The 25,116-nt window shown below is 71.8% G+C and carries 25 protein-coding genes; 8 read left to right on the top strand and 17 right to left on the bottom strand.

Annotated features, from left to right (window positions below; genetic code table 11):
* The 4 genes from FBZ33_RS03345 to FBZ33_RS03330 form a co-directional block, all read right to left on the bottom strand.
* Positions 1–1,185, bottom strand: coding sequence for a spermidine/putrescine ABC transporter substrate-binding protein (locus FBZ33_RS03345; RefSeq protein WP_141907951.1), 1,185 nt, complete (start codon positions 1,183–1,185; stop codon positions 1–3).
* A gap of 232 nt (positions 1,186–1,417) precedes the next feature.
* Positions 1,418–1,606 (bottom strand): DUF397 domain-containing protein, encoded by a 189-nt coding sequence (locus FBZ33_RS03340; protein WP_185755460.1) that lies wholly within the window; start codon positions 1,604–1,606, stop codon positions 1,418–1,420.
* The gene (locus FBZ33_RS03335) at positions 1,603–2,346 is read right to left on the bottom strand and encodes a Scr1 family TA system antitoxin-like transcriptional regulator (protein ID WP_141912377.1); all 744 of its coding nucleotides are present in this window, start codon (positions 2,344–2,346) and stop codon (positions 1,603–1,605) included. Before FBZ33_RS03335 ends, FBZ33_RS03340 begins: the two co-directional genes overlap by 4 nt.
* Before the next feature lie 365 nt (positions 2,347–2,711).
* Complete coding sequence (locus tag FBZ33_RS03330) at positions 2,712–3,083, bottom strand: DUF3499 domain-containing protein (protein ID WP_088946295.1); 372 nt, start codon at positions 3,081–3,083, stop codon at positions 2,712–2,714.
* 153 nt (positions 3,084–3,236) lie between these two features.
* Between FBZ33_RS03330 and FBZ33_RS03325 the strand changes: the two genes are divergently transcribed.
* Positions 3,237–3,686 (top strand): metallopeptidase family protein, encoded by a 450-nt coding sequence (locus FBZ33_RS03325; protein ID WP_074316962.1) that lies wholly within the window; start codon positions 3,237–3,239, stop codon positions 3,684–3,686.
* A gap of 134 nt (positions 3,687–3,820) precedes the next feature.
* On the opposite strand, the gene FBZ33_RS03320 is transcribed toward FBZ33_RS03325, so the two are convergent.
* The 6 genes from FBZ33_RS03320 to FBZ33_RS03295 form a co-directional block, all read right to left on the bottom strand.
* Complete coding sequence (locus tag FBZ33_RS03320) at positions 3,821–4,078, bottom strand: WhiB family transcriptional regulator (RefSeq protein ID WP_007455784.1); 258 nt, start codon at positions 4,076–4,078, stop codon at positions 3,821–3,823.
* A gap of 458 nt (positions 4,079–4,536) precedes the next feature.
* Positions 4,537–4,866 (bottom strand): phospholipase, encoded by a 330-nt coding sequence (locus FBZ33_RS03315; RefSeq protein WP_141907949.1) that lies wholly within the window; start codon positions 4,864–4,866, stop codon positions 4,537–4,539.
* 20 nt (positions 4,867–4,886) lie between these two features.
* Positions 4,887–6,284, bottom strand: coding sequence for a DUF4331 domain-containing protein (locus FBZ33_RS03310; RefSeq protein ID WP_141907948.1), 1,398 nt, complete (start codon positions 6,282–6,284; stop codon positions 4,887–4,889).
* A 51-nt stretch (positions 6,285–6,335) separates the two neighbouring features.
* A complete protein-coding gene (locus tag FBZ33_RS03305) occupies positions 6,336–6,614 on the bottom strand; it encodes a hypothetical protein (RefSeq protein ID WP_141907947.1) in 279 nt (92 codons plus the stop codon).
* 161 nt (positions 6,615–6,775) lie between these two features.
* Positions 6,776–9,286: a bifunctional FO biosynthesis protein CofGH gene (locus FBZ33_RS03300; protein ID WP_141907946.1), complete on the bottom strand. Its 2,511-nt coding sequence runs from the start codon at positions 9,284–9,286 to the stop codon at positions 6,776–6,778.
* A gap of 161 nt (positions 9,287–9,447) precedes the next feature.
* The gene (locus FBZ33_RS03295; RefSeq protein WP_141907945.1) at positions 9,448–10,443 is read right to left on the bottom strand and encodes a hypothetical protein; all 996 of its coding nucleotides are present in this window, start codon (positions 10,441–10,443) and stop codon (positions 9,448–9,450) included.
* Between the two features lie 98 nt (positions 10,444–10,541).
* On the opposite strand from FBZ33_RS03295, the gene cofD reads away from it, so the two are divergent.
* Both cofD and FBZ33_RS03285 read left to right on the top strand, forming a co-directional pair.
* Positions 10,542–11,489, top strand: a complete 948-nt coding sequence (gene cofD, locus FBZ33_RS03290) for a 2-phospho-L-lactate transferase (RefSeq protein ID WP_141907944.1) — start codon at positions 10,542–10,544, stop codon at positions 11,487–11,489.
* A complete protein-coding gene (locus FBZ33_RS03285) occupies positions 11,486–12,571 on the top strand; it encodes a coenzyme F420-0:L-glutamate ligase (RefSeq protein WP_141907943.1) in 1,086 nt (361 codons plus the stop codon). Before cofD ends, FBZ33_RS03285 begins: the two co-directional genes overlap by 4 nt.
* A 12-nt stretch (positions 12,572–12,583) precedes the next feature.
* Here the strand turns inward: FBZ33_RS03285 and FBZ33_RS03280 are convergent, their stop codons facing one another.
* Entirely contained in the window at positions 12,584–13,582 is a 999-nt protein-coding gene (locus FBZ33_RS03280; protein ID WP_088946288.1) for a winged helix-turn-helix domain-containing protein, read from the bottom strand.
* A gap of 274 nt (positions 13,583–13,856) precedes the next feature.
* Positions 13,857–14,912, bottom strand: a complete 1,056-nt coding sequence (locus FBZ33_RS03275) for a DUF4185 domain-containing protein (protein WP_141907942.1) — start codon at positions 14,910–14,912, stop codon at positions 13,857–13,859.
* Between the two features lie 54 nt (positions 14,913–14,966).
* On the opposite strand from FBZ33_RS03275, the gene FBZ33_RS03270 reads away from it, so the two are divergent.
* Positions 14,967–15,569: an NUDIX hydrolase gene (locus FBZ33_RS03270; protein ID WP_141912376.1), complete on the top strand. Its 603-nt coding sequence runs from the start codon at positions 14,967–14,969 to the stop codon at positions 15,567–15,569.
* Here the strand turns inward: FBZ33_RS03270 and FBZ33_RS03265 are convergent.
* Entirely contained in the window at positions 15,538–16,629 is a 1,092-nt protein-coding gene (locus tag FBZ33_RS03265) for a mannose-1-phosphate guanylyltransferase (protein WP_141907941.1), read from the bottom strand. The genes FBZ33_RS03270 and FBZ33_RS03265 overlap by 32 nt on opposite strands.
* A 63-nt stretch (positions 16,630–16,692) precedes the next feature.
* Positions 16,693–17,838, bottom strand: a complete 1,146-nt coding sequence (locus FBZ33_RS03260) for a glycosyltransferase family 1 protein (protein ID WP_099850654.1) — start codon at positions 17,836–17,838, stop codon at positions 16,693–16,695.
* Positions 17,839–17,990: 152 nt separating this feature from the next.
* Here FBZ33_RS03260 and FBZ33_RS03255 point away from each other — a divergent pair, with 152 nt between their 5' ends.
* Complete coding sequence (locus tag FBZ33_RS03255) at positions 17,991–18,680, top strand: TIGR03089 family protein (RefSeq protein WP_099850652.1); 690 nt, start codon at positions 17,991–17,993, stop codon at positions 18,678–18,680.
* 25 nt (positions 18,681–18,705) lie between these two features.
* Here the strand turns inward: FBZ33_RS03255 and FBZ33_RS03250 are convergent, their stop codons facing one another.
* Together FBZ33_RS03250 and FBZ33_RS03245 are read right to left on the bottom strand one after the other, a co-directional pair.
* Positions 18,706–20,715, bottom strand: a complete 2,010-nt coding sequence (locus FBZ33_RS03250) for an acetoacetate--CoA ligase (protein ID WP_141907940.1) — start codon at positions 20,713–20,715, stop codon at positions 18,706–18,708.
* A gap of 142 nt (positions 20,716–20,857) precedes the next feature.
* Positions 20,858–21,376: an acyl-CoA thioesterase gene (locus tag FBZ33_RS03245; RefSeq protein WP_088946282.1), complete on the bottom strand. Its 519-nt coding sequence runs from the start codon at positions 21,374–21,376 to the stop codon at positions 20,858–20,860.
* A gap of 23 nt (positions 21,377–21,399) precedes the next feature.
* Here FBZ33_RS03245 and FBZ33_RS03240 point away from each other — a divergent pair, with 23 nt between their 5' ends.
* Positions 21,400–22,071, top strand: coding sequence for a hypothetical protein (locus FBZ33_RS03240; protein ID WP_088946281.1), 672 nt, complete (start codon positions 21,400–21,402; stop codon positions 22,069–22,071).
* Positions 22,072–22,125: 54 nt separating this feature from the next.
* Here the strand turns inward: FBZ33_RS03240 and FBZ33_RS03235 are convergent, their stop codons facing one another.
* On the bottom strand, positions 22,126–23,424 hold the full coding sequence (locus FBZ33_RS03235) for a multidrug effflux MFS transporter (protein WP_370453072.1): 1,299 nt from the start codon (positions 23,422–23,424) through the stop codon (positions 22,126–22,128).
* A 321-nt stretch (positions 23,425–23,745) separates the two neighbouring features.
* Between FBZ33_RS03235 and FBZ33_RS03230 the strand changes: the two genes are divergently transcribed.
* Positions 23,746–24,300, top strand: coding sequence for an RNA polymerase sigma factor (locus tag FBZ33_RS03230; protein ID WP_221629426.1), 555 nt, complete (start codon positions 23,746–23,748; stop codon positions 24,298–24,300).
* Positions 24,297–25,094: a zf-HC2 domain-containing protein gene (locus tag FBZ33_RS03225; RefSeq protein ID WP_185755192.1), complete on the top strand. Its 798-nt coding sequence runs from the start codon at positions 24,297–24,299 to the stop codon at positions 25,092–25,094. Before FBZ33_RS03230 ends, FBZ33_RS03225 begins: the two co-directional genes overlap by 4 nt.
* Positions 25,095–25,116: the final 22 nt, after the last annotated feature.

Raw genomic sequence — 25,116 nt, 5'->3', positions numbered from 1 at the left:
TCACGCCCCGATGACCTGCTGGAACTTGCCCTCGTACTCCTTCTCCTGCTTCTCGTCCAGGGCCATGAACAGCGTGGACTTCGACAGCAGGGCCTCGTCGGGAAAGATCAGCGGGTTGGCCGCCAGCTCGGGGTCGATCTTCTCCATCTCGGCCTGTGCGCCCTTGACCGGGCAGATGTAGTTGACGTACGCGGCGAGCCTCGCGGCGACCGCCGGCTCGTAGTAGTAGTTGATGAGCTGCTCGGCGTTCGCCTTGTGGGTGGCCTTGTTGGGCACCATCATGTTGTCGCTGTAGAGCATCACCCCGGAGTCGGGCGCGACGAACCTGACCTTCTCGTCCGCGCCGGAGAGCTGGACGACATCGCCGGACCAGCCGATGCAGGCGGCGATGTCGCCCTTGGCCAGGTCGGGTGCGTAGTCGTTGCCGGTGAACCTGCGGATCTGCCCTGAGTCGACAGCCTTCTTGAGCGTGGTGAGCGCGTCGTCGAACTGCGCGCTCGTGAAGTTGGCCGGGTCGTGCCCCGCCGCACCGAGCAGCAGGCCCATCGTGTCGCGCATCTCGCTGAGAGCGGTCACCCGGCCCTTGAGGTCGGGGCGGGTGAGCAGCTCGTCGACGGTCCGCAACTCTCTGGTGACGTTGCCGTTGTAGGCCAACCCGGCGAGGCCGGACTGCCACGGGATGGAGAGCCGGTTCTCGGTGTCGAAGGACCGGTCGAGCAGCGACGACAGCAGGTTGGCCCGCACGTTCGGGATGTTCGCCGGGTCGAGCTTCTGGATCCAGCCCAGCCGGCTCATCCGGGCCGCCATCCAGTCGCTCAGCACGATGATGTCCCGGTCGGTGCTCTGGCAGGCGGAGAGCTGGTGCTGCACCTTGCCGAAGAACTCGTTGTTGTCGTTGATGTCCTCGGTGTAGGTGACCGCGATGCCGGTCTTCCGGACGAACTCGTCAAGGCTGGGCCGCTTGGACTCGTCCTTCTCATCCACGTCCAGGTACTGCGGCCAGTTGGAGAAGACGAGCTTGCGCTCGGTGCCGGACAGGTCCTCGCTGACGCAGCCGGCATCGGTCTGCCGCGCACCCTTGGTGCCGCAGCCAGCAAGGCTGCCGCCCAGGGCCAGCAGGGCAGCCGAACCGAGAGTGCCGCTGAGTAGTCCACGCCGGGATAGGGGCCGGAGGGGAGTACGCATCACTTTTCCTCAGGGGTCGGCGCCGTGGACGACTGACACGATGACAAACCGGCAGCACCGGAAGAGCATCGGGGCCAATGCTCACTGCCCGTGCAGGCGTCGGGCACGCTCAGCTTGATCCACTCGCGTTCCAGGAAGTCGGGGTGTCTCTGCGCCGGGACACCGCGCTTTCCAAGAAGCCGAGTGGATCAGCGGCCAGGGGGTCAGCGGCCGGGGATCAGCGGCCAGGGGGTCAGCGGTCGGACCGACGGACAACGTCGACGAAGGACGACCAGGCGGCCGGCGCGAAGGCCAGGGTGCCGCCGTCGCGGTCCTTGCTGTCGCGCACCAGCACCCGACCGGGCAGGTTGTCGGCCACCTCGACGCAGTCGCCGCCGTTGTTGCTGCTGCGGGTCGCCGTGTGCCAGCGGGCGTCGGTCATGTCCATGTCGTGGCCACTTCCCTGATCAGCTCGATCGACCTGCGTTGGGGTAACGCCTCACCGGTGACGCTCTCCCACCTCCGACCCAGGCTAGCGACGTCGACGGGATCGGTCACGACCTGACCGCGGAGCTGGTTGTCGAGATACGCCAATTCCGTCCCGTCGGGCAGGCGGCCCAGCACGAAGGGACCCGCCAGACCGGTGTGCCACGGGCTCTCGGCCGGGATGACCCGGACCTGCACATGCTCCCACTCGGCGACCACCGCCAGGTGGGTCAACTGTCCGGACATCACGGCGCGGTCGCCGACCAGCCGGCGCAGCACCACCTCGTCGATCACCGTCACGAGCTGCGGCGGGGCATCGCGGCCGAGGACCGCCTGCCGTTCGAGGCGGCTCGCCACGATCAGATCCACCTCGGACGGTGGGAGCAGGCCACCGGTGCCCAGCACCGCGCGAGCGTACCCCTCGGTCTGGAGCAGGCCCGGCACGAGCAGCGGCTGGTAGGAGCGGATCGAGGTGGCGTCCTGTTCAAGCTCGGCCCACGGTCGGAACCACGGCAGGTCACGGCGGCGGAACGGCTCCGGCCAGAGGTCGGCCGCGTCCCGGCGCAGCACCTGGGCCACCGCCACCCGGGTACGCGAGTGCGGGATGCGCCCCGCGGCAAGCCACCGCGCGGCCGTCTTGGGGTCGACGCGAACCTTCTCCGCCAGCGATTCGACAGTCTCCCCCGCCTCGGCCATCGCCACCCGCAACGCCTCGTTCGCCACCGGACCCTCCTGCCCGCCAGGCGTACACGGTGACTTGGCTCGGTGCACGCTGCGGCGCATGCTAACCACGCTGAGTGCCGATGTCTGCGGCCTACCGGCGTGTGGCGGTCGGACGTGTTGGAACGCTTCCCCGGCGCCCCCCGAACGCCCCCAAGGCGTCCCACAAGGTCCCACCCCACCCCACCCCACCCCGCCTCGCCCCACCCCACCCCGCCGCACTGGTTGATCAAGAGGTTTCGGTCACCAAACGGCGCGTTCTTGACGCAAACCTCTTGATCAACGAGGGTGGCGGGTCCCGGAGGGCGGGGCCGGGCCGGCGGCCGGGCGGAGCCCGGCAGTCAGTGGTTGGGGGGGATTACGCGGAGGTGGCCTCGCCGGCCGGTCTGGTTCGGGTTCTCGTGGTGCTGACCCGGGTCCGGGGGGCGAGGGGCGGGGGCCGGGCGGGCGGCTTCGCGGACCGCCTCGGCCAGCGCCACCAGATCGTCCGTGGTGGGCGGCGGCGGCTCGAACTCACCCTCGTGCCGGACCACGTCCCAGCCACGGGGTGCAGTCAGGCTGCGGGCGTGCGGCTCACACAGGTCGTACGTGTGCGGCTCGGCGAACGCCGCCAGCGGCCCCACCACCGCTGTCGACTCGTTGTAGACATAGGTCAATGTGGCGACCGCTTGCCGGGGGCAGCCGTTACGGGAGCAGCGCCGTGGTGACCTCACAGGCGGCAGGGTATCTCCATTACCGGGTCCGGCGCATCGCTTCGCGTTGCGACACGCCCGTCGTGGTGATCACACTTGCCCGTCCTGGGCGCGCCGCGCCAGGCGAGCGGCGCTGCCGCTGGCGAGCCCGACGCGGGCGCTACCCTTTGCCTCATGACGAGCCCGGAACACCGCCGCCCCGGCTCCGGCCGGCGTGCGCACCGTGACCGGCACGGGCGCGGCCTGCGCGGGCGGCTGGTGCCGGCCACCGTGCCGCTGGCGCGGACCAAGGCCGAGGTCTTCGACGACCTGGTCCTGGACACCGTGGAGACGCTGGAGCGTCGGTTCGCCAAGGAGCTGGCCGGGGTCGAGTTCGCCGTCGAGGACGTCCCGCCGGACCTGAACGTGTACGACTCCGATGTGCTGGAGGACGGCGAGGTCCCGCTGGCCCGGCTGCTGCCCGGCCGCCCAGGCCGGCAGGAGGTGCCGCCGCGGATCGTGCTGTACCGGCGACCCCTGGAGTTCCGGGCGATGGACCGTGAGGACCTCGCCGATCTCGTGCATGACGTGATCATCGAGCAGGTGGCGAACCTTCTTGGGGTCGACCCCGACGAGCTGGCCTGAGCGGTCCCCCCGCGAGTCAGGCCGAGCGCTCCCCGCGAGTCAGGCCGAGCGCGCCCCCGCGCGCCGGACCGTGACCCGATCAGGCAACCTGTCGGGCGAGTCGGGCGGCCCCCACCGCCCCGACCTCGCACCGCTCAGGCGGCCCGCCGCTTCAACTTGCGCCGCTCCCGCTCGGAGAGCCCACCCCAGATGCCGAACCGCTCGTCGTGACCGAGAGCGTATTCAAGGCATTCCGTCTTGACCTCGCAGCGCGAACAGATCCTCTTCGCCTCGCGGGTCGAGCCGCCCTTCTCGGGAAAGAACGCCTCGGGGTCGGTCTGCGAGCACAGCGCTCGCTCCTGCCACTCCGGCGCGTTTCCGAGCAGGTCGGCCACCTCAAGCTGGCCGTCCATCAAATGCCTCCTTGTCGCGCACCGGCGTCATCGCCGCTGCAACCCCCCACGCGAAAGGCGTGCTTGTCCGTCCGGTCCCGTTTTGTTGCGTTCCGTGCGAACAACCCCATTCAAATTACACGCGTGTAATGCGTGCGCCGTCAAGCCAAACTTGATAATGGAGTCGCCCTCCCGACACCCCCGGACGGCCACTCGGGCCGTCCAGCCTCGCAACCTGCCCTATCGATTCAGACCCCGGCCGAGTAACGCCCTCTCCGGCGAGTTGCCCGACTTTTCTGCCGTGGCGCTTCCCTGATGAGTCACCGCCAGGACGGCGCCAGCCGCCATCACCGCCAAGCTGATCTTGGTGGGAGACAGGTTAACGCGACACGGCGCAGACTGCCCGTCGAGCTGCGGGCAGCACATGCGCCCCGTCCACAATGTGGACGGGGCGCTGTGGAAAAACCGGTGCGGCGAGGTCAGCTGGCGACCCCGAAACCGCTGCTGGGCCATACGAACTCGGCTATCCCTCCACCATGGACAGAAACCGTGCCGGCGGACGTCTTGTCGTCCCACCAGACGGTATAAATTCCGGACGGCAGATCGGGATAGACCGCTGTGTGGAACGAGCCGTCCCGCACCCGGCGCTCACGCACCGCCGAGTGGACCCGCCGCTCGCCCTCGCGGCTGATCTCGATCTCCCGACCGTGCAGATCCCGGCTCGTGTAGACGACCAGGGCACCGGTGTCGCCACCCAGATCGAGGACGACGCTCCCGGTCTCCGACGGCCCGTACGCGTGCTCGTGCATGCTCCGCTCCCCCGCGCCGGTCAGGACGCCGCCGCCGACGGGTTGTTGAACCCGTCGTACGGCGTACCGAGGTAGGGGAAGTTTCCGAGGAACGGCGCTGTCACGTCGGCGGCGCTCAGCCCCGGGGTGACCGCGGCGGCCGCCGCGTCCGGGCGGAACGTCCTGTCCACCAGCGGGACGGTCACCCCGGCGATCGCCCGCAACGCGATGCTCACCACGTCGTCGCCGACACGCCGACCGTTCGGGAAGCCGGCCAGGTCGCCACCGAGCACCCCGAACCGGTCCGGCTGCCGGGTCGGCGGGATCGCGGTGTTCAGCCGCAGCATGTCGGCCTGCACGTCGCCGGTGGTGTTGGTGAAGCCGTCGATCAACCCGGCCGGTATGCCGGTGAGCAGGATCGCCACCAGGTCGGCGCGCGCCTTCCTGGCCTTGGTGAGCTTGTCCAGATTGGGGAAGACGTCCGGGTAGAGCGCCGGCAGCAACGCCGCCAGCTCCGGCTGCTCGACGAACTGCGCGAACCGCTTGTCCTCCGACGGCGGCAGCGAGTTCCACAGGTCCTTCTTGGACATCGGCACGATGACCTCGTTGAACAGTGGATTGCCCAACCGGGAGACCTGGGTGAACGGGCCGGTGGCGGTGTCCGCCGCACCCCGGTCACCGAGGACCCGCACCTGCCGGCGCGACGCCGACGTCCACACCCCGATCACCGAGGCCCGGTCACCGGCGCCGTAACGGTTGGCACTCCGGCGGACCCGGTCCAACGGCACCTGCACGGCGATGCTGTGCACGTTCATCCGGTCGGTGGCATTGACCGGCTCCCCCTCGGTCTTGAAGATCTTCTTGCCGGCGACGTGCAGCTGTTGGAACGGCCGCAACGTGCCGAGGTCGAAGATCGCCCCCAGGTCGACGAAGAAGCCGTCCGCGCGCTGCCCGGCGAAGACCCGCTCCCCGGTGGAGAGCGAGTAGGTGGCCTGCCGCACCAGCTCGGCGTACTTCGGGGTGGACAGCGGGCCGACATTGCACGGCGGGCAGGGCAGTTTGTGGGCCAGCCGGTGCTCCCGGCCGTCGGCCACCCGGGTCAGGCTGTAGAACTGCCGCCGGTTCCAGTTCCTGCTGTCGAGCGAATCGATCGGGCCGGTGTTGTAGAGAAAACTGTTCGGATTGGTGATCTCGGTGGTGAATTCGAACCGGTAGGTGACATCCGGACGGCCGTCGCCGTCGTTGTCGATATGGATCTCATAGCGCACGTCGTCGCCGAACTCGAAGAAGTTCGGGCCCCCGGAGGGGAGCTGCAACGGTACGTAGTTGGCGATCAACGTGACCGTTTCGCGCTTGTCGGGGCTGACGAACGCGTACAGGTCGGAGCTGTCGGCGACCGGATCCTTGGCTATCTCCGGGGCCTCGCGGTGGGAAGACATGGCGGACCAACCTCACTGGGCGGGGACAGGGTGGCAGGGCGGGGTGCCGGGTCAGCGCCGGGCGGCGCGCCGCAGCCGATCCGCCAGGCCGCGGTCGCGTACCTCGACCCGGGCCTCGCCGACGAAGATGTCCATCGTTCCGGAATCGGCGTCCCGCAGGTGCACGACGATCGGCTCGTCGGCTCGTCCGGCCGCGCCGGGAGCGTTCTGCGCGGCCGACAGGCCCGGCACGGTGAGCGCGGCGGCGCCGAGGGTGGCGCTGGCCGCGGCGGTCAACGTCTGCCGGCGGGTCAGTCGCGGCCACTGCCGCTTCCGCTGATCAGTGGTCATGGGCAGCCTTTCCGGCGGCGGCGCGTACGCGCCCGCGGAGACGGACGGGTCCGGTGCCGTCTACCGACGCCGCCGGGCCCCGTGGGGACACCGGCGGCGGTCCTCGCCGCAACCGCCGCCGGCACCGCGTGGTACGGCCGGCGGAGGGGAAAGGTTCGACGTCAGGGCCGGGCGTGACCGTACGCGGTCGAGCGCTTGCGCGCCGGCCGCCCGGCCGCCGTCGCGATGGCCCGCAACTGCTCCTCGGTACGCGCCGACCCGTTGCCGGAACCGGCCATCCGGGAGATGGTCTCCTCCATCAGCGTGCCGCCCAGGTCGTTGCAGCCACCCTGGAGCATCGCCACAGTGCCCTCGTCGCCCAGCTTCACCCAGGAGCACTGGATGTTGTCGATCCGGCCGTGCAGCAGCAACCGGGACATCGCGTGGACCACCCGGTTCTCCCGCCAGGTCGGCCCGGGTCGGGCGATCCCCGCCAGGTAGATCGGGGCGTTGGTGTGCACGAACGGCAGCGCCACGAACTCGGTGAAGCCACCGGTGCGGTCCTGCACCCCGGCCAGCACCCGGAAGTGCGCCAGCCACTGCCCGGGATGGTCGACGTGGCCGTACATCATTGTGGAGCTGGACCGGATGCCCAGCTCATGGGCGGTGCTGACCACGTCGACCCAGGCGGCGGCCGGGAGTTTGCCCTTGGTCAACACCCAGCGCACGTCGTCGTCGAGGATCTCCGCGGCGGTGCCCGGGATGGTGTCCAGCCCGGCCTCGCGCAGCTGGGTCAACCAGTCGCGGACCGGCACGCCGGCCTTCGCGGCGGCGGTGACGATCTCCATGGGCGAGAACGCGTGCACGTGCATCTCCGGCACCCGCGCCTTGATCGCGCGCACGATGTCGGCGTACCCGGTGACCGGCATCTTCGGGTCGATGCCGCCCTGGAGGCAGACCTCGCTGGCACCGAGGGTCCACGCCTCCTCGGCCCGGTCGGCGACCTGGTCGACGGAGAGCCGGTACGCGTCGGCGTCGCGTTCACGCTGCGCGAAGGCACAGAAGCGGCAGCCCACGTAGCAGACGTTGCTGAAGTTGATGTTGCGGTTGACCACGTAGGTGACGTCGTCGCCGACCGCGTCCCGGCGCACGTCGTCGGCGAGCCGGCACAACTCGTCGAGTGCCGGACCGTCCGCGCCGAACAGCGCCAGAGCGGCGTCGGTGTGCGCGGGCTCCAGCAGCGCGGCGGGGTCGTCGGCGGCGAGCCGCAGCCCGGCCCGCAGGTCATGGTCGCCAGCGGCGGCGGCCGGACCGGCCGTCACCTTGGTGGCGACCTCCGCCCAGTCACCGTAGACGCTGTCGAAGTCGCCCCGCCGGTCGTCGGTCCGACCGGCGGTGTCGATGGTGGTGTGCAGGTCGGTCCGCCCGCCGAACACCTCCTCCGGCTCCTGCCAGGGGTGGCCCTGCGGCATGGCCGACTCCACCGCCATGCCGGACGTCGGATCGGCCAGCGCGTTCACGTGCGGCAGCAGCCGAGGGTCGAGCCACGGGTCGCCGGCGCGCACGTACTCCGGGTAGATGGTCAGCCGCTCCCGCAGCGTGAACCCGGCCAGCTCGGTGTGCAGGGCCAGCTCCTCGATCTGCGGCCACGGGCGTTCCGGGTTGACGTGGTCTGGGGTGAGCGGGGAGACGCCACCCCAGTCGTCGATGCCGGCGCGCAGCAGCAGGTCGTACTCGCCGGCGATGAGGTTCGGTGGGGCCTGGATCCGGGCCTTCGGGCCGAGCAGCAGCCGGGCCACCGCGACCGTGGCCGCCAGGTCGTGCAGCTCCGCGTCCGGCATGCCGCGCATCGCCGTGTCCGGCTTGGCGCGGAAGTTTTGCACGATCACCTCCTGGAGGTGGCCGTACTCCCGGTGGGCGCGGCGGATCGCGAAGATCGCGTCGACCCGCTCCGCGGGGGTCTCCCCGATGCCGATCAGGATGCCCGTGGTGAACGGCACGCCAACCCGGCCGGCGTCGTCGAGCACCCGCAGCCGGACCGCGGGCTCCTTGTCCGGCGAGCCGAAGTGCGGGCCGCCCGGCTCGGACCAGAGCCGGGTCGCTGTCGTCTCCAACATCATGCCCATGCTCGGCGCGACCGGCTTGAGCCGTTGCAGCTCCGACCAGGACAGCACCCCGGGGTTGAGGTGTGGCAGCAGGCCGGTCTCCTCCAGCACGGCGACCGCGCAGGCACGCAGGTAGTCCAGTGTGGAGTCGTAACCGCGCTCGTCCAACCAGCTGCGGGCCGCCGGCCAGCGCTCCTCCGGCCGGTCACCCAGAGTGAACAGGGCCTCCTTGCAGCCCTGCGCGGCCCCCGCCCGTGCGATCGCGAGGACCTCGTCGCGGTCCAGGAACGGCGCCGGCAGCCGGTGCGGCACCGTCGCGAACGTGCAGTAGTGGCAGCGGTCCCGGCAGAGCCGGGTCAGCGGGATGAAGACCTTCTTGGAGTACGTGACCACGCCCGGCCGGCCGGCCTCACGCAGCCCGGCGTCCCGGATCCCCCCGGCGACCCGGAGCAGCTCTTCGAGCGCGTCACCACGAGCGGACAGCAGCGCGGTCGCCTCGTCGACATCCAGCGCACGCCCGGTCGCGGCCCGGCCCAGGGCCCGCCGCACGCTCGCGTCGCTCGGACCGGAGTGGGTGCGATCAACCATCCGCTCAGCCTATGCGCAGCGCGAGCCCGGCCCACCAGTCCCGGCCCGCACCGTGGGAAACGGCACGCGTTCGCCCTCTTGATCACTTGATGCTCAGCAGTTCAGCAGACTCGCTGACGACTACTGAGCATCAAGTGATCAAAGAGCCCGCCGGGCCCCGGTCAGCGGGGGTGGTCGGGGTTGTCGCCTGGCTTCAGCTGCTGGGTGCGGTCGTTGTCCGTGTCGCCGGGGCGGGAGATGGCCTCGGTCGGGTCCGCCGACTGGCGCGGGATGGTCTGGGTGGGGTCGGCCGACGGCGGCTGCCCGAACGGCGGTGCGGCGGGCGCAGGCGGCGCGGACTGGGGGGCAGGGTTCGCCGGAGGCGCGGACTGCGGGAACGACGGCGCGGACTGCGGTGCCTGGAACGGCGGCGCGGACTGCGGGTGCGGCGGTCCCGACTGCGGGAACGGCGGGGCCGACTGCGGGGCCTGGAACGGCGGCGACGGCTGACCGTACTGGCCGGCCTGCGGGTAGCCACCCGGCTGGCCCGGCTGCGGATAGCCACCCGGCTGGCCGGGGGCGGGCCAACCGCCCTGCGGCTGGCCACCGGGCTGCCCCTGGCCCGGCCAACCACCCTGCTGCTGCGGCCAGCCTGGCTGCGCCTGGCCGTAGACACCGGGCTGGGGCTTGGGCCGCGGCACGTAGTAGTGGGCGCGCCAGACGGTGTAGACCACCCACGCGGCGACCGCGAAGATCACCATCCAGGCGAACCGGGTGAGCACACCGAGGAGCGCGTCCAGGACCTCGGCGTCGGCCAGGCGGCCGACCGTCCAGATCAGCATGGTCAGCGTGCCGAAGAGCGCGCTGACCGCGTACTCGGCGAGGGCCACCTGGGTGATCAGCTTCGCCTTCGGCAGCACCGGTGAGACGTGCGTGGCCAACAGCACGGCCAGCAGTGGGAGGACCACCGCCTCCACCCCGATGAACGCGTAGAAGGCGCTGCCCGCGCGGTCGGTGAAGGAGCTGTAGTCGTTCGGGGCGATCAGCCGGAGCAGGCCCACGAAGAGGAACACCGCGTTGGCGCCGAGCAACGCGAGCGCAGCGAGTTCGCGTAGTGGCTTGGTCAGCTGACGGGCCTTCGTCGCGTCGGTCGACGCGGGCTCGGCGGGGCTGGTCACGAGGTCCCCCTCGGGGCATGAACGGACAGGGCGCACGTGAGCCTAGTCTCTAGGGCCACCGGCGGACCGGAGGCGTCACGTGCGCGAGGATGGTCGACATGCGCATCGTGGTTCTGGCCGGCGGCATTGGCGGCGCCCGGTTCCTGCTCGGCGTCCGGGCGTATGCCCGGGAGGTCGGCGCGGAGGTGACCGCCGTGGTCAACGTCGGCGACGACCTGTGGCTGCACGGGTTGAAGATCTGTCCCGACCTGGACAGCGTCATGTACACGCTCGGCGGCGGCGCCGACCCGGAGCGGGGCTGGGGTCGGGTCGGCGAGAGCTGGACGGTCAAGGAGGAGCTGGCCGCGTACGGGGCGCAGCCGACGTGGTTCGGCCTCGGCGACAAGGACATCGCCACCCACCTGGTGCGTTCCAGCATGCTCAACGGCGGCTACCCGCTGAGCGCGGTCACCGAGGCGCTGTCCACCCGTTGGGAGCCGGGCGTACGTCTGCTGCCGGCGACGGACGACCGTCTGGAGACCCACGCGGTGGTCGAGGACGAGCAGGGGCAACGGGCGATCCACTTCCAGGAGTGGTGGGTGCGGTACCGCGCCGACATTGACACTCAGCGCTTCGTGTTCGTCGGCGCGGAGACGGCGAAGCCGGCACCCGGCGTGTTGGAGGCGATCGGCTCGGCCGATCTGGTGCTGATCGCGCCCAGCAACCCGGTGGTGAGCGTCGCGCCGGTGCTGGCCGTGCCGGGGCTGCGTGCGGCGGTGGCCGACAGCCCGGCGCCGGTTGTGGGTGTCTCACCGATCATCGGCGGCGCTCCGGTGCGGGGCATGGCCGACCGCTGCCTCGCCGTGCTCGGTGTCGAGTGCAGCGCCGCCGGAGTGGGCCGCCTGTACGGGGGCCGGCCGGACGGCGGCCTGCTGGACGGGTGGCTGGTGGCCGAGGAGGACGCCGGCGCGGTGGTGCCCGGGGTGACGGTCCGCGCGGTGCCGCTGCGGATGACCGACGAGGCGGCGACTGCGGCCATGGTCCGCGCCGCGGTGGAGTTGACGTGAGGCTGGAAATCCTGCCGGTGCTCGGCATCGGCCACGTGACCGAGGGTGACGACCTGGCGGCGGTGATCGCGACAGCGGCGCCGTGGCTGCGCAACGGCGACGTCCTGGTGGTGACCAGCAAGATCGTCTCCAAGGCGGAGGGGCGGCTGGTGGACGTCCCGGCGGACGGTCCGGAGCGGCTGGCCGCCCGGGACGAGGTCCTGGCCGGTGAGACCGCCCGGGTGGTAGCCAGCCGGGGGCCGACCCGGATCGTGCAGACCCATCACGGCTTCGTGATGGCGTCCGCGGGGATCGACGCGTCGAACGTGGACAAGACCCAGCTGGTGCTGCTGCCTGTCGATCCGGACGCGTCCGCGCGGGCTCTGCGCGAGGCGCTGCGGGAGCGCTACGACCTGGATCTGGCCGTGATAATCAGCGACACCATGGGCCGGCCCTGGCGCAACGGGCTCACCGACGTGGCGCTCGGCGTGGCCGGAATGCCGGCCATCCGGGACCACCGTGGCGAGGTGGACCCGTACGGCAACGAGTTGCAGTTGACCCAGATGGCCGTGGTGGACGAGCTGGCGGGCGCCGGCGAGCTGATCAAGGGCAAGTGTGACCAGGTCCCAGTCGCGGTGGTCCGGGGCTACCTCTCCACGACCGGATCGGATGACGCCGGTGGTGCGCGGGCGCTGATCCGCGACGCCGCGCAGGACCTCTTCTCGCTCGGCACCGCCGAGGCCCGTGCCGCCGGGCTCACCGACGCCGCCACCCTGACCGACGCTCTCGGCCCGACGCCGGCCGACCTGACCGCGGTGCGGCGGGCGATCGACGCGGTCGCCGAGGTCGTCGCCCCCGGCACGGTCTTCACCCTGGTGGACGAGGCGGAGGTACGCGCCGGTCTGGTCGCCGAGATGCCGGGCTGGCCGGAGGGCGCCGCCCTGGTGCTGGGCTCGGCCCCGACGCCCGTCGAGCCGATCGGCCTGGTCCGCTTCGGCGCCGACCTGCACCGACTGCGCGTCGCCCTGGCAGCCGAGGGTGTCGGGTCGACCCTGTTGCCGCCACCGCCGGGCAGCCCGGCGAGCGCCGCGCTCGCGCTGTGAGAGACGGCCGGGTCAGGCGTCCAGCATGGCCCGGCCGAGCGGCGTCAGCGTGTGCAGCACGCTGTTGCGCTCCCGGTGGCTGACCAGCAGGCCAGCGTTGCGCAGCACAGTGGCGTGCTGGCTCGCTGCTGCCGGTGAGATGTTGAGCTGACGGGCGACCTCGCCGGTGGTGGAGCCCTCGTCGGTGGCCTGCAACACCGCCGCCCTGGTGCGGCCGAGCAGCGCGGCGAGCGAGTCGCGGGGAGCACCCGACGGGATCGCCGCGACGCGGTCGGCCGGTGCCAGCCCGCCCAGCCGGTCGACCGGGTAGACCAGCACCGGTGGCAGCGCCGGGTCGAGCAGTGCGACCGGCGTGCTCGCGCAGAAGAACGACGGCACCAGCAGGAGACCTCGGCCGTCGAGGTGCATCTCCCGGCTGTGCGGGTAGTGGCGGACCTCGAGCACCCTGTCCTCCCAGCGCATGGCCGGCCGGAGGCTGGTGAGCAGACCCTCGACACCGCCGTCGAGCAGCGCCCGGGCGCGGCGGGCCCGGTCCGCCGCCACCGCGGCCTGGATCCTGCTCCAGTACGGGTTGATCGCCAGCGATCGGTACTGCTCCATCGACTCGGCGAGGTGGTGCAGCACCGCCACCTCGCCCCGGGCCAGCGCGGCGGCCGAGGAGGGCAGCTGGGTCTCGGCGGCCAGCACGCTCAGGTCCCGGTGCAGCAGCTCGGTGGGGGTGCGGCGGAGCGCGTCCAGCCCGGCCTCGAAGCCGTCGACGCTGTCGTACGGGGTGAGGAAGTCCGGGAAGTAGCCGCGTGGCGGGTTCAGCGCGAACAGCAACCGGAGCTGCTCGGACGCGACGTCCTGACGCAACGCTTGGGACACGGTGCGCCGCCAGTTGGCCGTCAACGGGTCGCGGTTGCGGCCCTGCAGCACGTGCAGGCTGAGGACCAGCTCCCAGATCGGGTCCGCAGCCGGCGCCAACCGGGTCCGGAGGATGTCCTCCCCAGAAAAGTGGATCTTCAGCATGGAGCACTCCTGAGTCCCCGGCAGGGGGATGCCGGACGACCGTTCGACTCTACCTGGACGGCACTAATCTCCATCTTTAAGCCTGGGCTGAAAAACCTCGACGTCAACGGGGCGGGTTCGGCATGCTCTCAGTGCCCGAACAGGTGCCGGCGCGTCCTCGACGCTCCCGGCGCCAGGGCGCCGGGCCATGGGGGGGCCCCGGTGATCGGGCGGCACCACGAGGGTCTGCGGCCCTTGCTCCGCAGAGGTGCCGTCCGATCATCCCGCCCTCGCATCATCCCGCTCGGCCGACCCAGAGCGCGACCCGGTGGTCCTCGTCCGTGACGTAGAACGGCCGCCCGTCCAGCTCGGCCACCCCCTCGACGTGGTGGAACGGCGCCAGGTCCGCCACCAGCTCCCCGCCGAGCCGGCACGCGTCGTCCGACCCACCGTCCGGGAGACGGAAGCGGACGTGTCGGGAGGTGACGTCACCCCCACCGGGGTGGTCGTCGAGCAGCACCGATCCCTTGCCCAGCGCGTCGATCGAGCCGATCACGGCCGCGTACGCGCCGTCCGCCGTCGGGGTGATCGCCCGGAAGCCGGTCAGCTCCCCGGGCGGGGTGACCCCGGTCAACACGTACGTGCGCAACGCCCGTGGCCACGAAGGCTCGGTCGTGAACATGCCCGGCACGTCGGCCACCTCGACCAGGATCGGCTCACCGGCCTCGGTGACCGGGAAACGCAGACCGAGCAGCACCGTCCCGGCCGGGGTGAAGGCCGCCGCCTCCACGTTCAACGGCAGGTCGTCCGGGGTGAGGCGACTCACCCAGCTCTTCTCCCGGGCGGTCCCCCTGGCCAGGGTTTCCACGATGAACCGGGCCCGCACCCGTTCCCCCGGAGGCAACAGGACCAGCGGCGACCCGGCCAGGGCGTCGTTCACCGCCCGGTGCAGCCGGAACGAGTTGCGCACCACGTGCACCGGGATCGGCCCGGCCGCAGCGTCGTCCTCGCGGAACCGGGCCACGAAGGCACGTCGGGGGCGCAGCGGGCCACCCTTCGAGCCGAAGTGGGAGCCGAAGACGTACACCCAGCCGTCGTGGTGAGCGAGCGCCTCACCGTCCTCGGTCCGCCCGTTCTCCGCACCGGCGTCCGCCAGCACGTGCCGGGCCGTCCACTCGCCGTCGTCCAGCTCCAGCAGCAGGGCGAGGCAGCGCTCCACCGGCCCCTCGTCCAGCACGGTCCAGAAGCCCCGTCGGGCGCCGTACGCGCGCAGCAGGGGTGCCGACCGCACCGGCAGGAGATCACTGGCCTCGTTGCCGGCCACCACGAATTCGACGAGTCGCAGGGTCACCGGGCCAGCGTACGAAGCACCCGCTCGTACAGTGACGGGGTGCCCGACACCGCGATCACCGGACCGACCGCCCACCCGACCGACCCCGACACGTACGCGACGCTGCACGCCGACGCCACCGCGCTTCTCGAAGGCTGGCAGCCCGCCAGCCCGGACGCGGCAGTAGCGCGGGACCGGACCCTCCGCCTGCTCGGCGCCGGCCCGATCGCGATGAGTCGGCAGCACCGACCCGGGCACGTCACCGCGAGCGCGCTGGTCCTGGACGCCACCGGCTCGCGGGTGCTGCTCTGCCTGCACGTCAAGTTCGGGCTTTGGGTGCAGCTCGGCGGGCACTGTGAGCCGACCGACCAGACCCTGGTCGCCGCCGCGCTCCGCGAGGCCACCGAGGAGTCCGGGATCGCCGGCCTGCGCATCGACCCGGTGCCGATCGACGTGGACGTGCACCAGGTGCAGTGTCAGGGCGGGTCACTGCACCACGACGTCCGGTTCGCCGTGCTGGCCCCGCCCGCGGCCGTGGAGCAGGTCAGCGACGAGGCCGAGGAGCTGGGCTGGTTCCCGCTGGACCAACTGCCCGAGCCGCTGGCCGGCGGGACCGTGCAAATGGTCGCGCCGGCCCTCGCAGCCCTCAGACGTAGCCCTCTTCGCCTCGCGCCTTGAGCTCGTCGACCAGGGCCTTGACGTCCTGGGCCCGGTCGCGGGGGCAGACCATGACCGCGTCCGGGGTGTCCACGACGATGAGGTCGCGCAACCCGAGGACGGCCACCAACCGCCCCGACTGCGGCACGACCACCATGTTGGCGCTGTCGCGCAGCAGCACACCCGGCTTGGCGTCGGTGCCGAGCACCACGTTGCCCGCGTCGTCGGTCGGCAGCACCTCGCCGAGGGTGTGGAAGTCGCCGACGTCGTTCCAGCCGAAGTCGCCCGGCACTGTCGCGACGCGACCCGCCGTGGCCGCGCCCTCCATCACCGCATAGTCCACGGAGATCTTCGGCAGGGTCGGCCAGATCGCACCGAGGACCTCGTCCTGCTCCGGGGTGCCCCAGGCGGCGGCGATCGCTGCCACACCGGCGTGCAGCGCCGGCTGTTGGCGGGCCAGCTCGGCGAGGAAGACGTCCACCCGCCACACGAACATGCTCGCGTTCCACAGGTACCGGCCCGAACGGACGTACGCCTCGGCGACCTCGGCGCCCGGCTTCTCCTTGAACTCGGCCACCGGCCGCCACGGCGTGCCCTCGGTCGGGTCGCCGGTCTCCAGGTAGCCGTAGCCGGTCTCCGCCCGCGTGGGGGTGATCCCGACGGTCATCAGCATGCCCTGCTCGGCCCCGCGAACCGCCTCCTGGACAGTGCGGACCCAGCTCTCCGGGTCGCGGATCAGGTGGTCGGCCGCGAAGCTGCCCATCACCGCGTCCGGGTCGCGTATCGCGATCACGGCAGCGGCCAACGCGATCGCCGCGCAGGAATCCCGGGGGGAGGGCTCGACCAGGATGTTCTCCTCCGGCAGACCGGTCAGTTGCCGAGCCACCGCCGCGACGTGCGCGGCACCGGTGACCACAAGGGTCCGATCCGGTGTGGTCAGCGGGGCGAGCCGTTCCACTGTCGCCTGGAGCAGCGAGGCGCTGGTGCCGGTGAGCGGGTGGAGGAACTTGGGGTGGCCGGCGCGGGACAACGGCCACAACCGCGTGCCGCTGCCACCTGCTGGAATGACCGCATAAAGCATCCGCACATCATGCCCGACGTGCCTGCCGGAAGTGGCATGGGTCACCAGCCGGGCCCCGGAGGGTCAGGAACTGGCGCGACTCCAGGCGGCGATGTGCACCTCGGCGCTGGACTCCCAGGTGAACTCCTTCGCCCGGTCGAACCCCGCCTTCGCCAGCGACAACCGCCGCTGCTCGTCGTCGAGAAGGGCGGCCAGGTCGGTGGCGATCTGCTCCGGGTCCTCGGAGGTGTAGGCGACCGCGTCGCCGCCCACCTCGGGCAGTGAGAGCCGAGGAGTGGTCAGCACCGGGGCGGCGCACGCCATCGCCTCCAGGATCGGCAGCCCGAACCCCTCGCCGTAGGACGGGTAGGCGGCGACCAGCGCGCCACCGAGGAAGCCGGGCAGGTCGCCGTAGCGCAGGTAGCCGGGGCGCAGCAGGCGCAGATGCGAGGGGACCTCGGCGACAGCGCGGTCGATGTCGTCGTCGTGCCCCTGACCACCGGCGATCACCAGGGCCGGCGGGTCGACGCGGTCGGCCACCGCACGCGCCCAACCACGGATCAGGTTGGGGACGTTCTTCCGTGGCTCCTTGGCCCCGAGGAAGGCGACGTAGCTGCTGTTGCCCAGCCCCAGCCGGGCCCGCACACGGGCCTTCTCCTCCTCGGTGGGCGCGTGGAAGGCAGCCTGGTCGACACCGTGGTAGGCCACGTCGATGCGTGTCGGGTCGGCGTCGAGCAGCCGGATCAGCTCGTCCCGCGTGGCCTTGCTGGGCACGATCACCCGGTTGGCGCGGCGCAGCGAGGTCTTGATGGCACTGCGGAAGAACGTGCGGCGGGACTTGTCGTAATGCTCCGGCTCGGTGAAGAACGTCGCGTCGTGCACGGTGACCGTGACCGGGCACCCGGCCCGCAGCGGGCAGGTGTAGAAGGGCGAGTGCAGCACGTGCGCGCCCACCTGCTGCGCGAGCAGCGGCAGGCCGGTCTGCTCCCACGCGAGCCGGGCCGGGCGGTGCGCCACGGCGGCCGGAGCGGGGATGATCTCCGCGCCGGGCAGCATCCGGGTGTAACGCTCCAGGTCGGTGCGAAGACTGACCACCGCCAGGTCCACCCCCGACCCGCACACCTTGCCGAGGGCTCCGAGCAGACCGTCGACGTATCGACCGACACCACCACGGTCGGCGGGGACACTCGTGGCGTCGATGAGCACGCGGGGCGGGCGACCGGCGGTCACGGGGCGACTCCTTGCACTGGCGTCTGTGGGGAACAACACTCCGGGGGTCAAGCCTACGCCGGGGCGCGGCAGCGGCGCTGACTGCGACCCGACGGTACGCCGACTTGTCATCGTCAACGAGTACGGCCGGCGGGGGCGTATCGTTCGCGCCGATGGCCGACAACATTGCCCGGGTGTTCGCCGACGCGATCGCGACCGACCCGACCAGACCGCTGCTCACCTGGTACGACGATGCCAGTGGTGACCGCACCGAACTTTCCGGCACCACCCTGGCGAACTGGGTGGCGAAGACCGCCAATCTCCTCGTCGACGAGGTCGGCCTCGCTGCGGGCACCCCGGCCGGCGTGCTGCTGCCGCCGCACTGGCAGACCGCGGCGGTGCTGCTGGGTTGCTGGTCGGCCAAGTTGAACGTGGTGGACACACCGGGTGACGTGGACGTGCTCTTCGCCGCCGCCGACCAGCTCGACGAGGCGCAGTCCTGGTCCGCCGACGAGCGGTACGCCCTCGCGCTGGCCCCGCTCGCCGCCCCGCTGCGGCAGGTGCCGCCCGGGTTCGCCGACTACGTGGTGGAGGTACGCCGACACGGCGACCACTTCACCCCGCAGCCCGGTCCGGGCCCCGCCGACGCGCGACTGCTGACCCGCGCCGAGGCTCGTGCCGCGGAGTTGGGCATCGAGCCCGGCGCGCGGGTCCTGGTCGACGCCAGCCGCCACCCCGACCCGGTCGACTGGCTGCTGGCCCCCCTGACCCGGGCGGCCACCGTGGTCCTCTGCGCAAACCTGGACCCGGCCCGGCTGACCAGCCGCCAAGCCACCGAAAAGGTCACCCAGACCCTCCCATAACCCGCCCGCCCGGCGGGCCGGGCTGTCAGGCGTGGGTGTTGTCTATTGCTCGGCGTTGGGCCAGGGCGGCGAAGGCCGTCAGGGACTCGGGGTTGGCCAGAGCGCCCTTGGCCGCGGCCTGGTCGACCGGGACGCCGGTGAGGATCTTCTTGACCGGCACCTCCAGCTTCTTCGCCGACAGGGTGCGGGGCACCGAGCGCACCTGGTGGATCTCGTCGGGCACGTGCCGGGGTGAGAGCGCGGTCCGCAGTTCGCGGCAGATCCTCGCGCGCATCGGGTCGTCCAGCTCCAGGCCCTCGGCCAGCACCACGAAGAGCAGCAGCTCACCGGCGCCGCCCTCGTCGTCCTCCAGGTGCACGACGACCGAGTCGAGCACCTCGTCGAGCCCCTCGACCACCGAGTAGAACTCGGCGGTGCCCAGCCGCACCCCACCGCGGTTGAGCGTGGCGTCGGAGCGGCCGGTGATCACGCAGCCGCCCCGCTCGTTGATGGTGATCCAGTCGCCGTGCCGCCAGACGCCCGGGTAGACGTCGAAGTACGCCTCGCGGTAGCGGGTGCCGTCCGGGTCGTTCCAGAAGCCCACCGGCATGCTCGGCATCGGCTCGGTGATGACCAGCTCACCCAGCTCGCCGATGACCGGGGTGCCGTCGGCGGAACGGGCCTCCACCTTGGCGCCCAACGCGCGACAGGCGATCTCGCCGGCGTAGACCGGCAGCAGCGGCACGCCGCCGACGAAGCCGGTGCACACGTCGGTGCCGCCGGAGAGCGACTGGAGCTGGAGGCGGTCGCCGACCGTCTCGTACACCCATTCGAAGCCCTCGGCGGGCAGCGGCGCACCGGTGGAACCCACCCCGCGCAGCGCCGACAGGTCGGCGATGTCCCGGGGCACCAGCCCGGCCTTGCGGCAGGCCAGCAGGAACGGCGCGGAGGTGCCGAAGTACGTGGTGCCGGTCTCCGCCGCCAGCCGCCACAGCCCACCCAGGTCGGGCTCGGCCGGCCGGCCGGGCTCCGCCCGGACCGCCGGGTTGCCGTCGAAGAGCACGATGGTCGCGCCCACCGCCGGCCCGGAGACCAGGAAGTTCCACATCATCCAGCCGGTGGTGGTGAACCAGAAGAACCGGTCGGCCGGGCCCAGGTCGTGGTGCAGGGCGAGCATCTTCAGGTGTTCCAGCAGGATGCCGCCGTGGCCGTGCACGATCGGCTTGGGCAACCCGGTGGTGCCCGAGGAGTAGAGCACGTACAGCGGGTGGTCGAACGGCACCGGCGTGAACGTCGACGGCTCGTCGGTGGGCGCGGCCAGCTCGGCCCAGCCCAGCACGCCCTCGGGCACGGGGCCGGTCGGGTCGAGGTAACCGATGCTGACGGTGTGCCGCAGCGACGGCAGGGCCGCCCGGATCGCGGCGACCTCGGCGCGGCGGTCCACAGGCTTGTCGCCGTAGCGGTAGCCGTCCACGGCGACCAGCACCGTCGGCTCGATCTGCTGCCACCGGTCGGTGACACTGCGGGTGCCGAACTCGGGCGCGCAGGACGAGAAGATCGCGCCCAGGCTGGCGGTGGCCAGCAGCAGGACGTACGTCTCAGGAATGTTCGGGGCGTACGCCGCCACCCGGTCACCGGCGGTGACGCCGAGCCGGCGCAGCCCGGCCGACACCCGGCGGACCTGCTCGCGCAACTCCCCGGCGGTCAGCGTGACGGGCGCTCGGGTCTGCCCGTGTGCGATCACCACCGGGTCGTCGTCGAGCCGCCCCGGCATCCGCAACACGTTCTCGGCGTAGTTGAGCGTGGCGCCGGGGAACCAGCGTGCGCCGGGCATCCCCCGCTCGGCCAGGGTCGCGGTCGGCGGGGTGTGCGCGACCACCTCGAAGTGGTCCCAGATCGAACGCCAGAACCCGTCCAGATCGGTGGTCGACCAGCGCCACAACGCGTCGTAGTCGGCGAAGTCCAACCCGCGGTGCTCCCGCAGCCAGCGCAGGTAGCCGCCGATCCGGGAATGCTCGCGTACGTCCGCCGGCGGCGCCCACAGCATGTCACCCACTGCTTCACCCTCCCCTGGCCCGGCACGACATTGTGAATGGGCCGTGGCGCCATCTTGCCCTACCTCGAAGCGCCATTCTGCGCACCGGGTGCGCCAACCGACGCGTGCCCGCCCCACACTGCACCCACCCACCTCATGTGGGTCAGCCCGCTCGGTGTGCCTGGATGGCGCGACGGCGGGCGAGGCGGTGGGCCCGGCGGATCTCCGCCTCCTTGTACCGGCGCTCGTCCTCCGCCGTCTCCGGCAGCACCGGGCGGACCACCCGCGGCGCCCCGCCCACGTCCACGCCGACGAACACCAGGTACGCGGTGGCCACCCGAACCGCCGCGTCCTCGGCCGAGTCCCACCGTTCGGCGACCACCCGTACGCCCACCTCCATCGAGGTCTGGCCGGTCCAGTTCACCTGCGCGTGGGCGTGCACGAGGTCGCCGACCCGGACCGCCTCGGAGAAGACGATCTCGTCGATCGCCGCGGTGACCGCCGTTCCGCCGCTGTGCCGGGCCGCGGCGGCACCCGCCACGTCGTCGACGAACTTCATCAGAACCCCACCGTGCACGGTGCCGTACAGGTTCACGTCCACGGCAGTCATGATCTTGCTCAGCGTGACGCGCGAGTACGACGTCGGCTTGCCGATCGGTGCGGCGGAGAGGTGCTCAGTCATGTCGAAAACGGTACGGTGCGCGGATGCGACATCTCTGGAGCTTCCTCGCCGGGCTGGTGGTGGCGCCCATCACCTGGGTGCTGGTCACACTGGGGCAGGACGGGTCGAGCCGGACAGTCGACCGCTGGGTGGAGACCGGCACGTTCAACACCGCGAACCTGATCGAGCCGGCCGTGTACCTCGCCGTCGGCGGAGTCCTGCTGGGCCTGGTAGGCACGCTGCGCTTCTCGCCGCTGGGCCCCCTGGCGGCCGGGTTGCTGCTGGTCACGCCGTACGTCGGAATGTTCGTGGCACCCTTCGCGGTGCGGGACGCGATCCCGCACGAGTGGAAGATGCTCGGCGATCCGTTGCCGCTGCGGCTGCCGGTCGAGAACGGCACGCTGTTCGTGATCGGTCTGCTGCTGCTGATGGCGACCTTCAGCGGGCAGCGGTGGCGGCAGTGGCCACGCGCGGCGACCGAGCCGGCCGCGACGCCGACCCCCGTGCCCGACGGAGGCCCCCGCAACGACGACTTCACATTGACCGACTGGCCGTCTCCCACGCCCGCTGAGCGCGACACCGCGCCCCTCACTCTCGGTTACCCGGGCGATTCGACACCGACCGAGCCGCTGCCGCGCCGGGTCGGCGGCGAGTCGCCCTGGTCCGCCCCGCCGCGCGGTCAGTCGCGCCCGGAGGACACCACCGAGATCCGCTGAAATCGTCGGGCGGGCCGGGTGACCGGCCCGCCCGCTGTCTGCCCGCGGCGAGCCCTAGTGCAGCGCGACCGCCAGGTCCGGGTCGACAGTGCCCAGGCTGGCGCGGGGCACGACGAAAAGCATGACCAGCAGCGAGGCGGCCATGCCGCCCGCGATGACGACCGCCATCGGCACGCTCCCGGTGCCGAACAGGCCCGCCAGTGGCGCCGACAACGCACCGATGCCGAACTGCACGGCGCCGAGCAGCGCAGCGGCGGTGCCCGCGGCCTCGCTGTGCCGGCTCATGGCCAGCGCCGGGGCGTTCGGCATTGCCAGGCCGGTGGCAGCCAGGACGAGCCACAGCGACGCGAGCAGGGTGCCCAGACCACCGAAGCCGGTCGCGGCGAACATGACCAGCAGCAGCCCCGCCGCTGTGCCGGCGATCAGGGCGCTGACCAGGATCTGCTGCGGGGTGAAGCGGCGCAGCAGCCGGACGTTGAACTGGGTGGCCGCGATCAGACCCACCGCGCCGGCCCCGAAGGCCAGGCCGAACTCCTGCTCGTCGAGGCCGTACTCCCGCTGGAGAACGAACGACGACCCGGAGACGTACGCGAACAGGGCCGCCATCGCCAGCCCCGCGACCAGCACCAGGCCGACGAACGCCCGGTCGTTGAGCAGCCCCCGGTAGTCGCGCATGGTGGCGCCGATCCCTCCGTGTCGCCGACGCGCCACCGGAAGGGTCTCGGGGAGCTTCAGCGCGGCCACGACGATCAGCAACGCGCCCAGCACCGCCAGCGCCGCGAAGACGCCCCGCCAGTCCGTCCAGCTCAACAGGCCGCTGCCCAGGGTCGGCGCGAGGATGGGCGCCAGACCCATGACGAGCATCAGCCGGGAGAAGATCCGGGCGAAGGAGGCTCCGCTGAACAGGTCACGGACGACGGCCGTCGCGACCACTGTGGCGGCCGCCACGCCAAGACCCTGGAGTACGCGCAGCGCGCCGAGCACTTCGATGTTGGGCGCGAAGACGCACAGCACGGAGGCCACGATGTGCGCGACCAGCCCGGCCAGCAGCGGCACCCGTCGTCCGACCACGTCGGAGAGCGGCCCGATCAGCAACTGGCCCAACGCGAGGCCGACCAGCGTGCCGGTCAGGGTCAACTGCACAGCGGTCTCGGTGGTCTGCAGCCCGGTGGTGATGGCGGGCAGCGCGGGCAGGTACATGTCGATGGTCAACGGCCCGATCGCGATCAACGCACCGAGCACGAGGACGAGTTGTGCCCGTTGACGGTTGGTCATCAGGTCACCGGGCAGGACCTCCTCGGTGGGGTCTCCCACCTTGGTGCCGGGGCCGGTCTTGTCCACCAACTGCTTCATCATCTCGGTCTCTCTGCGGAAGCGGGTGCGTCGTCACGTGCGGTGCTGGGGCGTCACCGCGTCCACAGATCTCGGCGGGCGCGGTGCGGGGTGCCCGCCCATGGAGGCGAGGAAGTGACGAGGCAGGGGTCGTGGTGGGGGTGGCCGGGTGCGGCGATCACCCGAGGGTGATTCTCTCGCTCGCCAACGCCCCGCAGGCGAACGACGTTCCCGGTGTGTGGGGTGTCACGCCGCGCCGGTCGGGCGCGGACACGGGCGGAATGTGACGACGGCCACAGCCAGGACAGAACCGGATCGGGGGTGCGCGTCGTCTTGCCTGACGTGAGACGAAGTCTGGACGGACTCGACGAGGGCGAGCTGCTCCGCCGGGTCGCCCGGGGTGACCGGCGCGCGTTCGACGCGCTGTACCGGCGTACCTCCCCCTGGCTGACCACCCGACTGCGTCGGCGCTGCGCCGACGAGGACATGGTGGCCGAGGTGTTGCAGGAGACGTACCTGGCGGTCTGGCGCTCGGCCGGCAGTCAGGCGCAGTCGTCCTCCACCTCCGGCAGCGCCGTCGGCTGGCTGTGGACGATCGCCGCACACCGGCTGATCGACGCGTTCCGCCACCGGGCCCGACGCGAGCGGATCCCGTCGGTGCAGACCTTCGAGACCATGGCCCCGGCCGCCGAGGACGAGGCACTGGCCGGCGGGATGGACGCCAACCTCGAACAGGCCCTGCACGCGCTACCCCCGGAGCTACGCCAGGTGCTCCGCGCGATGGTCCTCGACGGGTTGACCGCCCGGGAGACGTCGCTGCTGCTCGGCATGCCGGAGGGGACCGTGAAGACCCGCGCGCGACGAGCCCGCATCGCACTCCGGGAGGCGCTGTCATGACCACTCATCCCACGCCCGCTCTCATCTCCCGGTACGCGTCGGGTGGCGCCGGCGTCGACGACGCGACCGTCTGGGCGGTGGAGGCACACCTGGAGGTCTGCGCCGAGTGCCGGGCGGTGCTGACCGGTGCCGTCGACCCGGGCACCCGGGACCTGCTGGACCGGGTGGCCGACGAGCTCGCCGCCGGGATCACCGCCGGCCCCGGCCCGGCGCGTCGTCGGCGGCGCAGGCGTACCGGGGTCGCCGCACGGGTCCTGCCCTGGCTGGCCACCGCCGCCGGGCTGATGCTGGCCGCGGTGCTGTTCGAGAAGACCTTCGCCAGCCTGCCGTCGCTGGTGCTGCTGCTCGCGCCGGTCGCGCCGCTGGTGCCGGTGGCCGCCGTCTGGAGCCGGCGACTCGACCCAGCCTGGGAGCTGACGGCCGCCACTCCGCGCACCGGCCTGCCGCTGCTGATGCGCCGCACGTTGGGGGTGCTCATCGCGGTCGTACCGGTGCTGGCGGTGGCCGGCTGGGGCACCGGGCACTCCGTCGGCCTCTGGTTGCTGCCGGCGCTGGGCTTCACCGCCGGGACGTTGGCGCTGGGCACCGTGGTGGGCATCGACCGGGCCGCGCTCGCGCTGGCGGTCACCTGGTCCGCGGGTGTGGTGGCGCCGAGCCTGGCCGGCGGACAGCTCCCGACCGTCCTCACGGGCAACAGCCTGCCCGGATGGGCGGTCACCACCGTGGTGTTGACGGCCGTGCTGCTCGTCCGGGCCCGACGACGGCCACGGGAACTCACCAGGACCTTCCGATGACGACACCGAGCCAGGACCGAAT

This window comes from Micromonospora sp. A202 (genome assembly GCF_006715105.1).
GTDB classification, from domain to species: Bacteria; Actinomycetota; Actinomycetes; order Mycobacteriales; family Micromonosporaceae; genus Micromonospora; species Micromonospora zamorensis.
The sequence above is the reverse complement of the archived record's forward strand: the minus strand, read 5'-3'. Positions and strand labels throughout refer to the sequence as shown.

Coding starts and splice junctions, on each gene's coding strand:
- FBZ33_RS03345 (WP_141907951.1), bottom strand. CDS start 1,185: ATGCGTACTCCCCTCCGGCCCCTATCCCGGCGTGGACTACTCAGCGGC.
- FBZ33_RS03340 (WP_185755460.1), bottom strand. CDS start 1,606: ATGACCGACGCCCGCTGGCACACGGCGACCCGCAGCAGCAACAACGGC.
- FBZ33_RS03335 (WP_141912377.1), bottom strand. CDS start 2,346: ATGGCCGAGGCGGGGGAGACTGTCGAATCGCTGGCGGAGAAGGTTCGC.
- FBZ33_RS03325 (WP_074316962.1), top strand. CDS start 3,237: ATGACGAGCCCGGAACACCGCCGCCCCGGCTCCGGCCGGCGTGCGCAC.
- FBZ33_RS03320 (WP_007455784.1), bottom strand. CDS start 4,078: ATGGACGGCCAGCTTGAGGTGGCCGACCTGCTCGGAAACGCGCCGGAG.
- FBZ33_RS03315 (WP_141907949.1), bottom strand. CDS start 4,866: ATGCACGAGCACGCGTACGGGCCGTCGGAGACCGGGAGCGTCGTCCTC.
- FBZ33_RS03310 (WP_141907948.1), bottom strand. CDS start 6,284: ATGTCTTCCCACCGCGAGGCCCCGGAGATAGCCAAGGATCCGGTCGCC.
- FBZ33_RS03305 (WP_141907947.1), bottom strand. CDS start 6,614: ATGACCACTGATCAGCGGAAGCGGCAGTGGCCGCGACTGACCCGCCGG.
- FBZ33_RS03300 (WP_141907946.1), bottom strand. CDS start 9,286: ATGGTTGATCGCACCCACTCCGGTCCGAGCGACGCGAGCGTGCGGCGG.
- cofD (WP_141907944.1), top strand. CDS start 10,542: ATGCGCATCGTGGTTCTGGCCGGCGGCATTGGCGGCGCCCGGTTCCTG.
- FBZ33_RS03280 (WP_088946288.1), bottom strand. CDS start 13,582: ATGCTGAAGATCCACTTTTCTGGGGAGGACATCCTCCGGACCCGGTTG.
- FBZ33_RS03265 (WP_141907941.1), bottom strand. CDS start 16,629: ATGCTTTATGCGGTCATTCCAGCAGGTGGCAGCGGCACGCGGTTGTGG.
- FBZ33_RS03255 (WP_099850652.1), top strand. CDS start 17,991: ATGGCCGACAACATTGCCCGGGTGTTCGCCGACGCGATCGCGACCGAC.
- FBZ33_RS03245 (WP_088946282.1), bottom strand. CDS start 21,376: ATGACTGAGCACCTCTCCGCCGCACCGATCGGCAAGCCGACGTCGTAC.
- FBZ33_RS03240 (WP_088946281.1), top strand. CDS start 21,400: ATGCGACATCTCTGGAGCTTCCTCGCCGGGCTGGTGGTGGCGCCCATC.
- FBZ33_RS03235 (WP_370453072.1), bottom strand. CDS start 23,424: ATGAAGCAGTTGGTGGACAAGACCGGCCCCGGCACCAAGGTGGGAGAC.
- FBZ33_RS03225 (WP_185755192.1), top strand. CDS start 24,297: ATGACCACTCATCCCACGCCCGCTCTCATCTCCCGGTACGCGTCGGGT.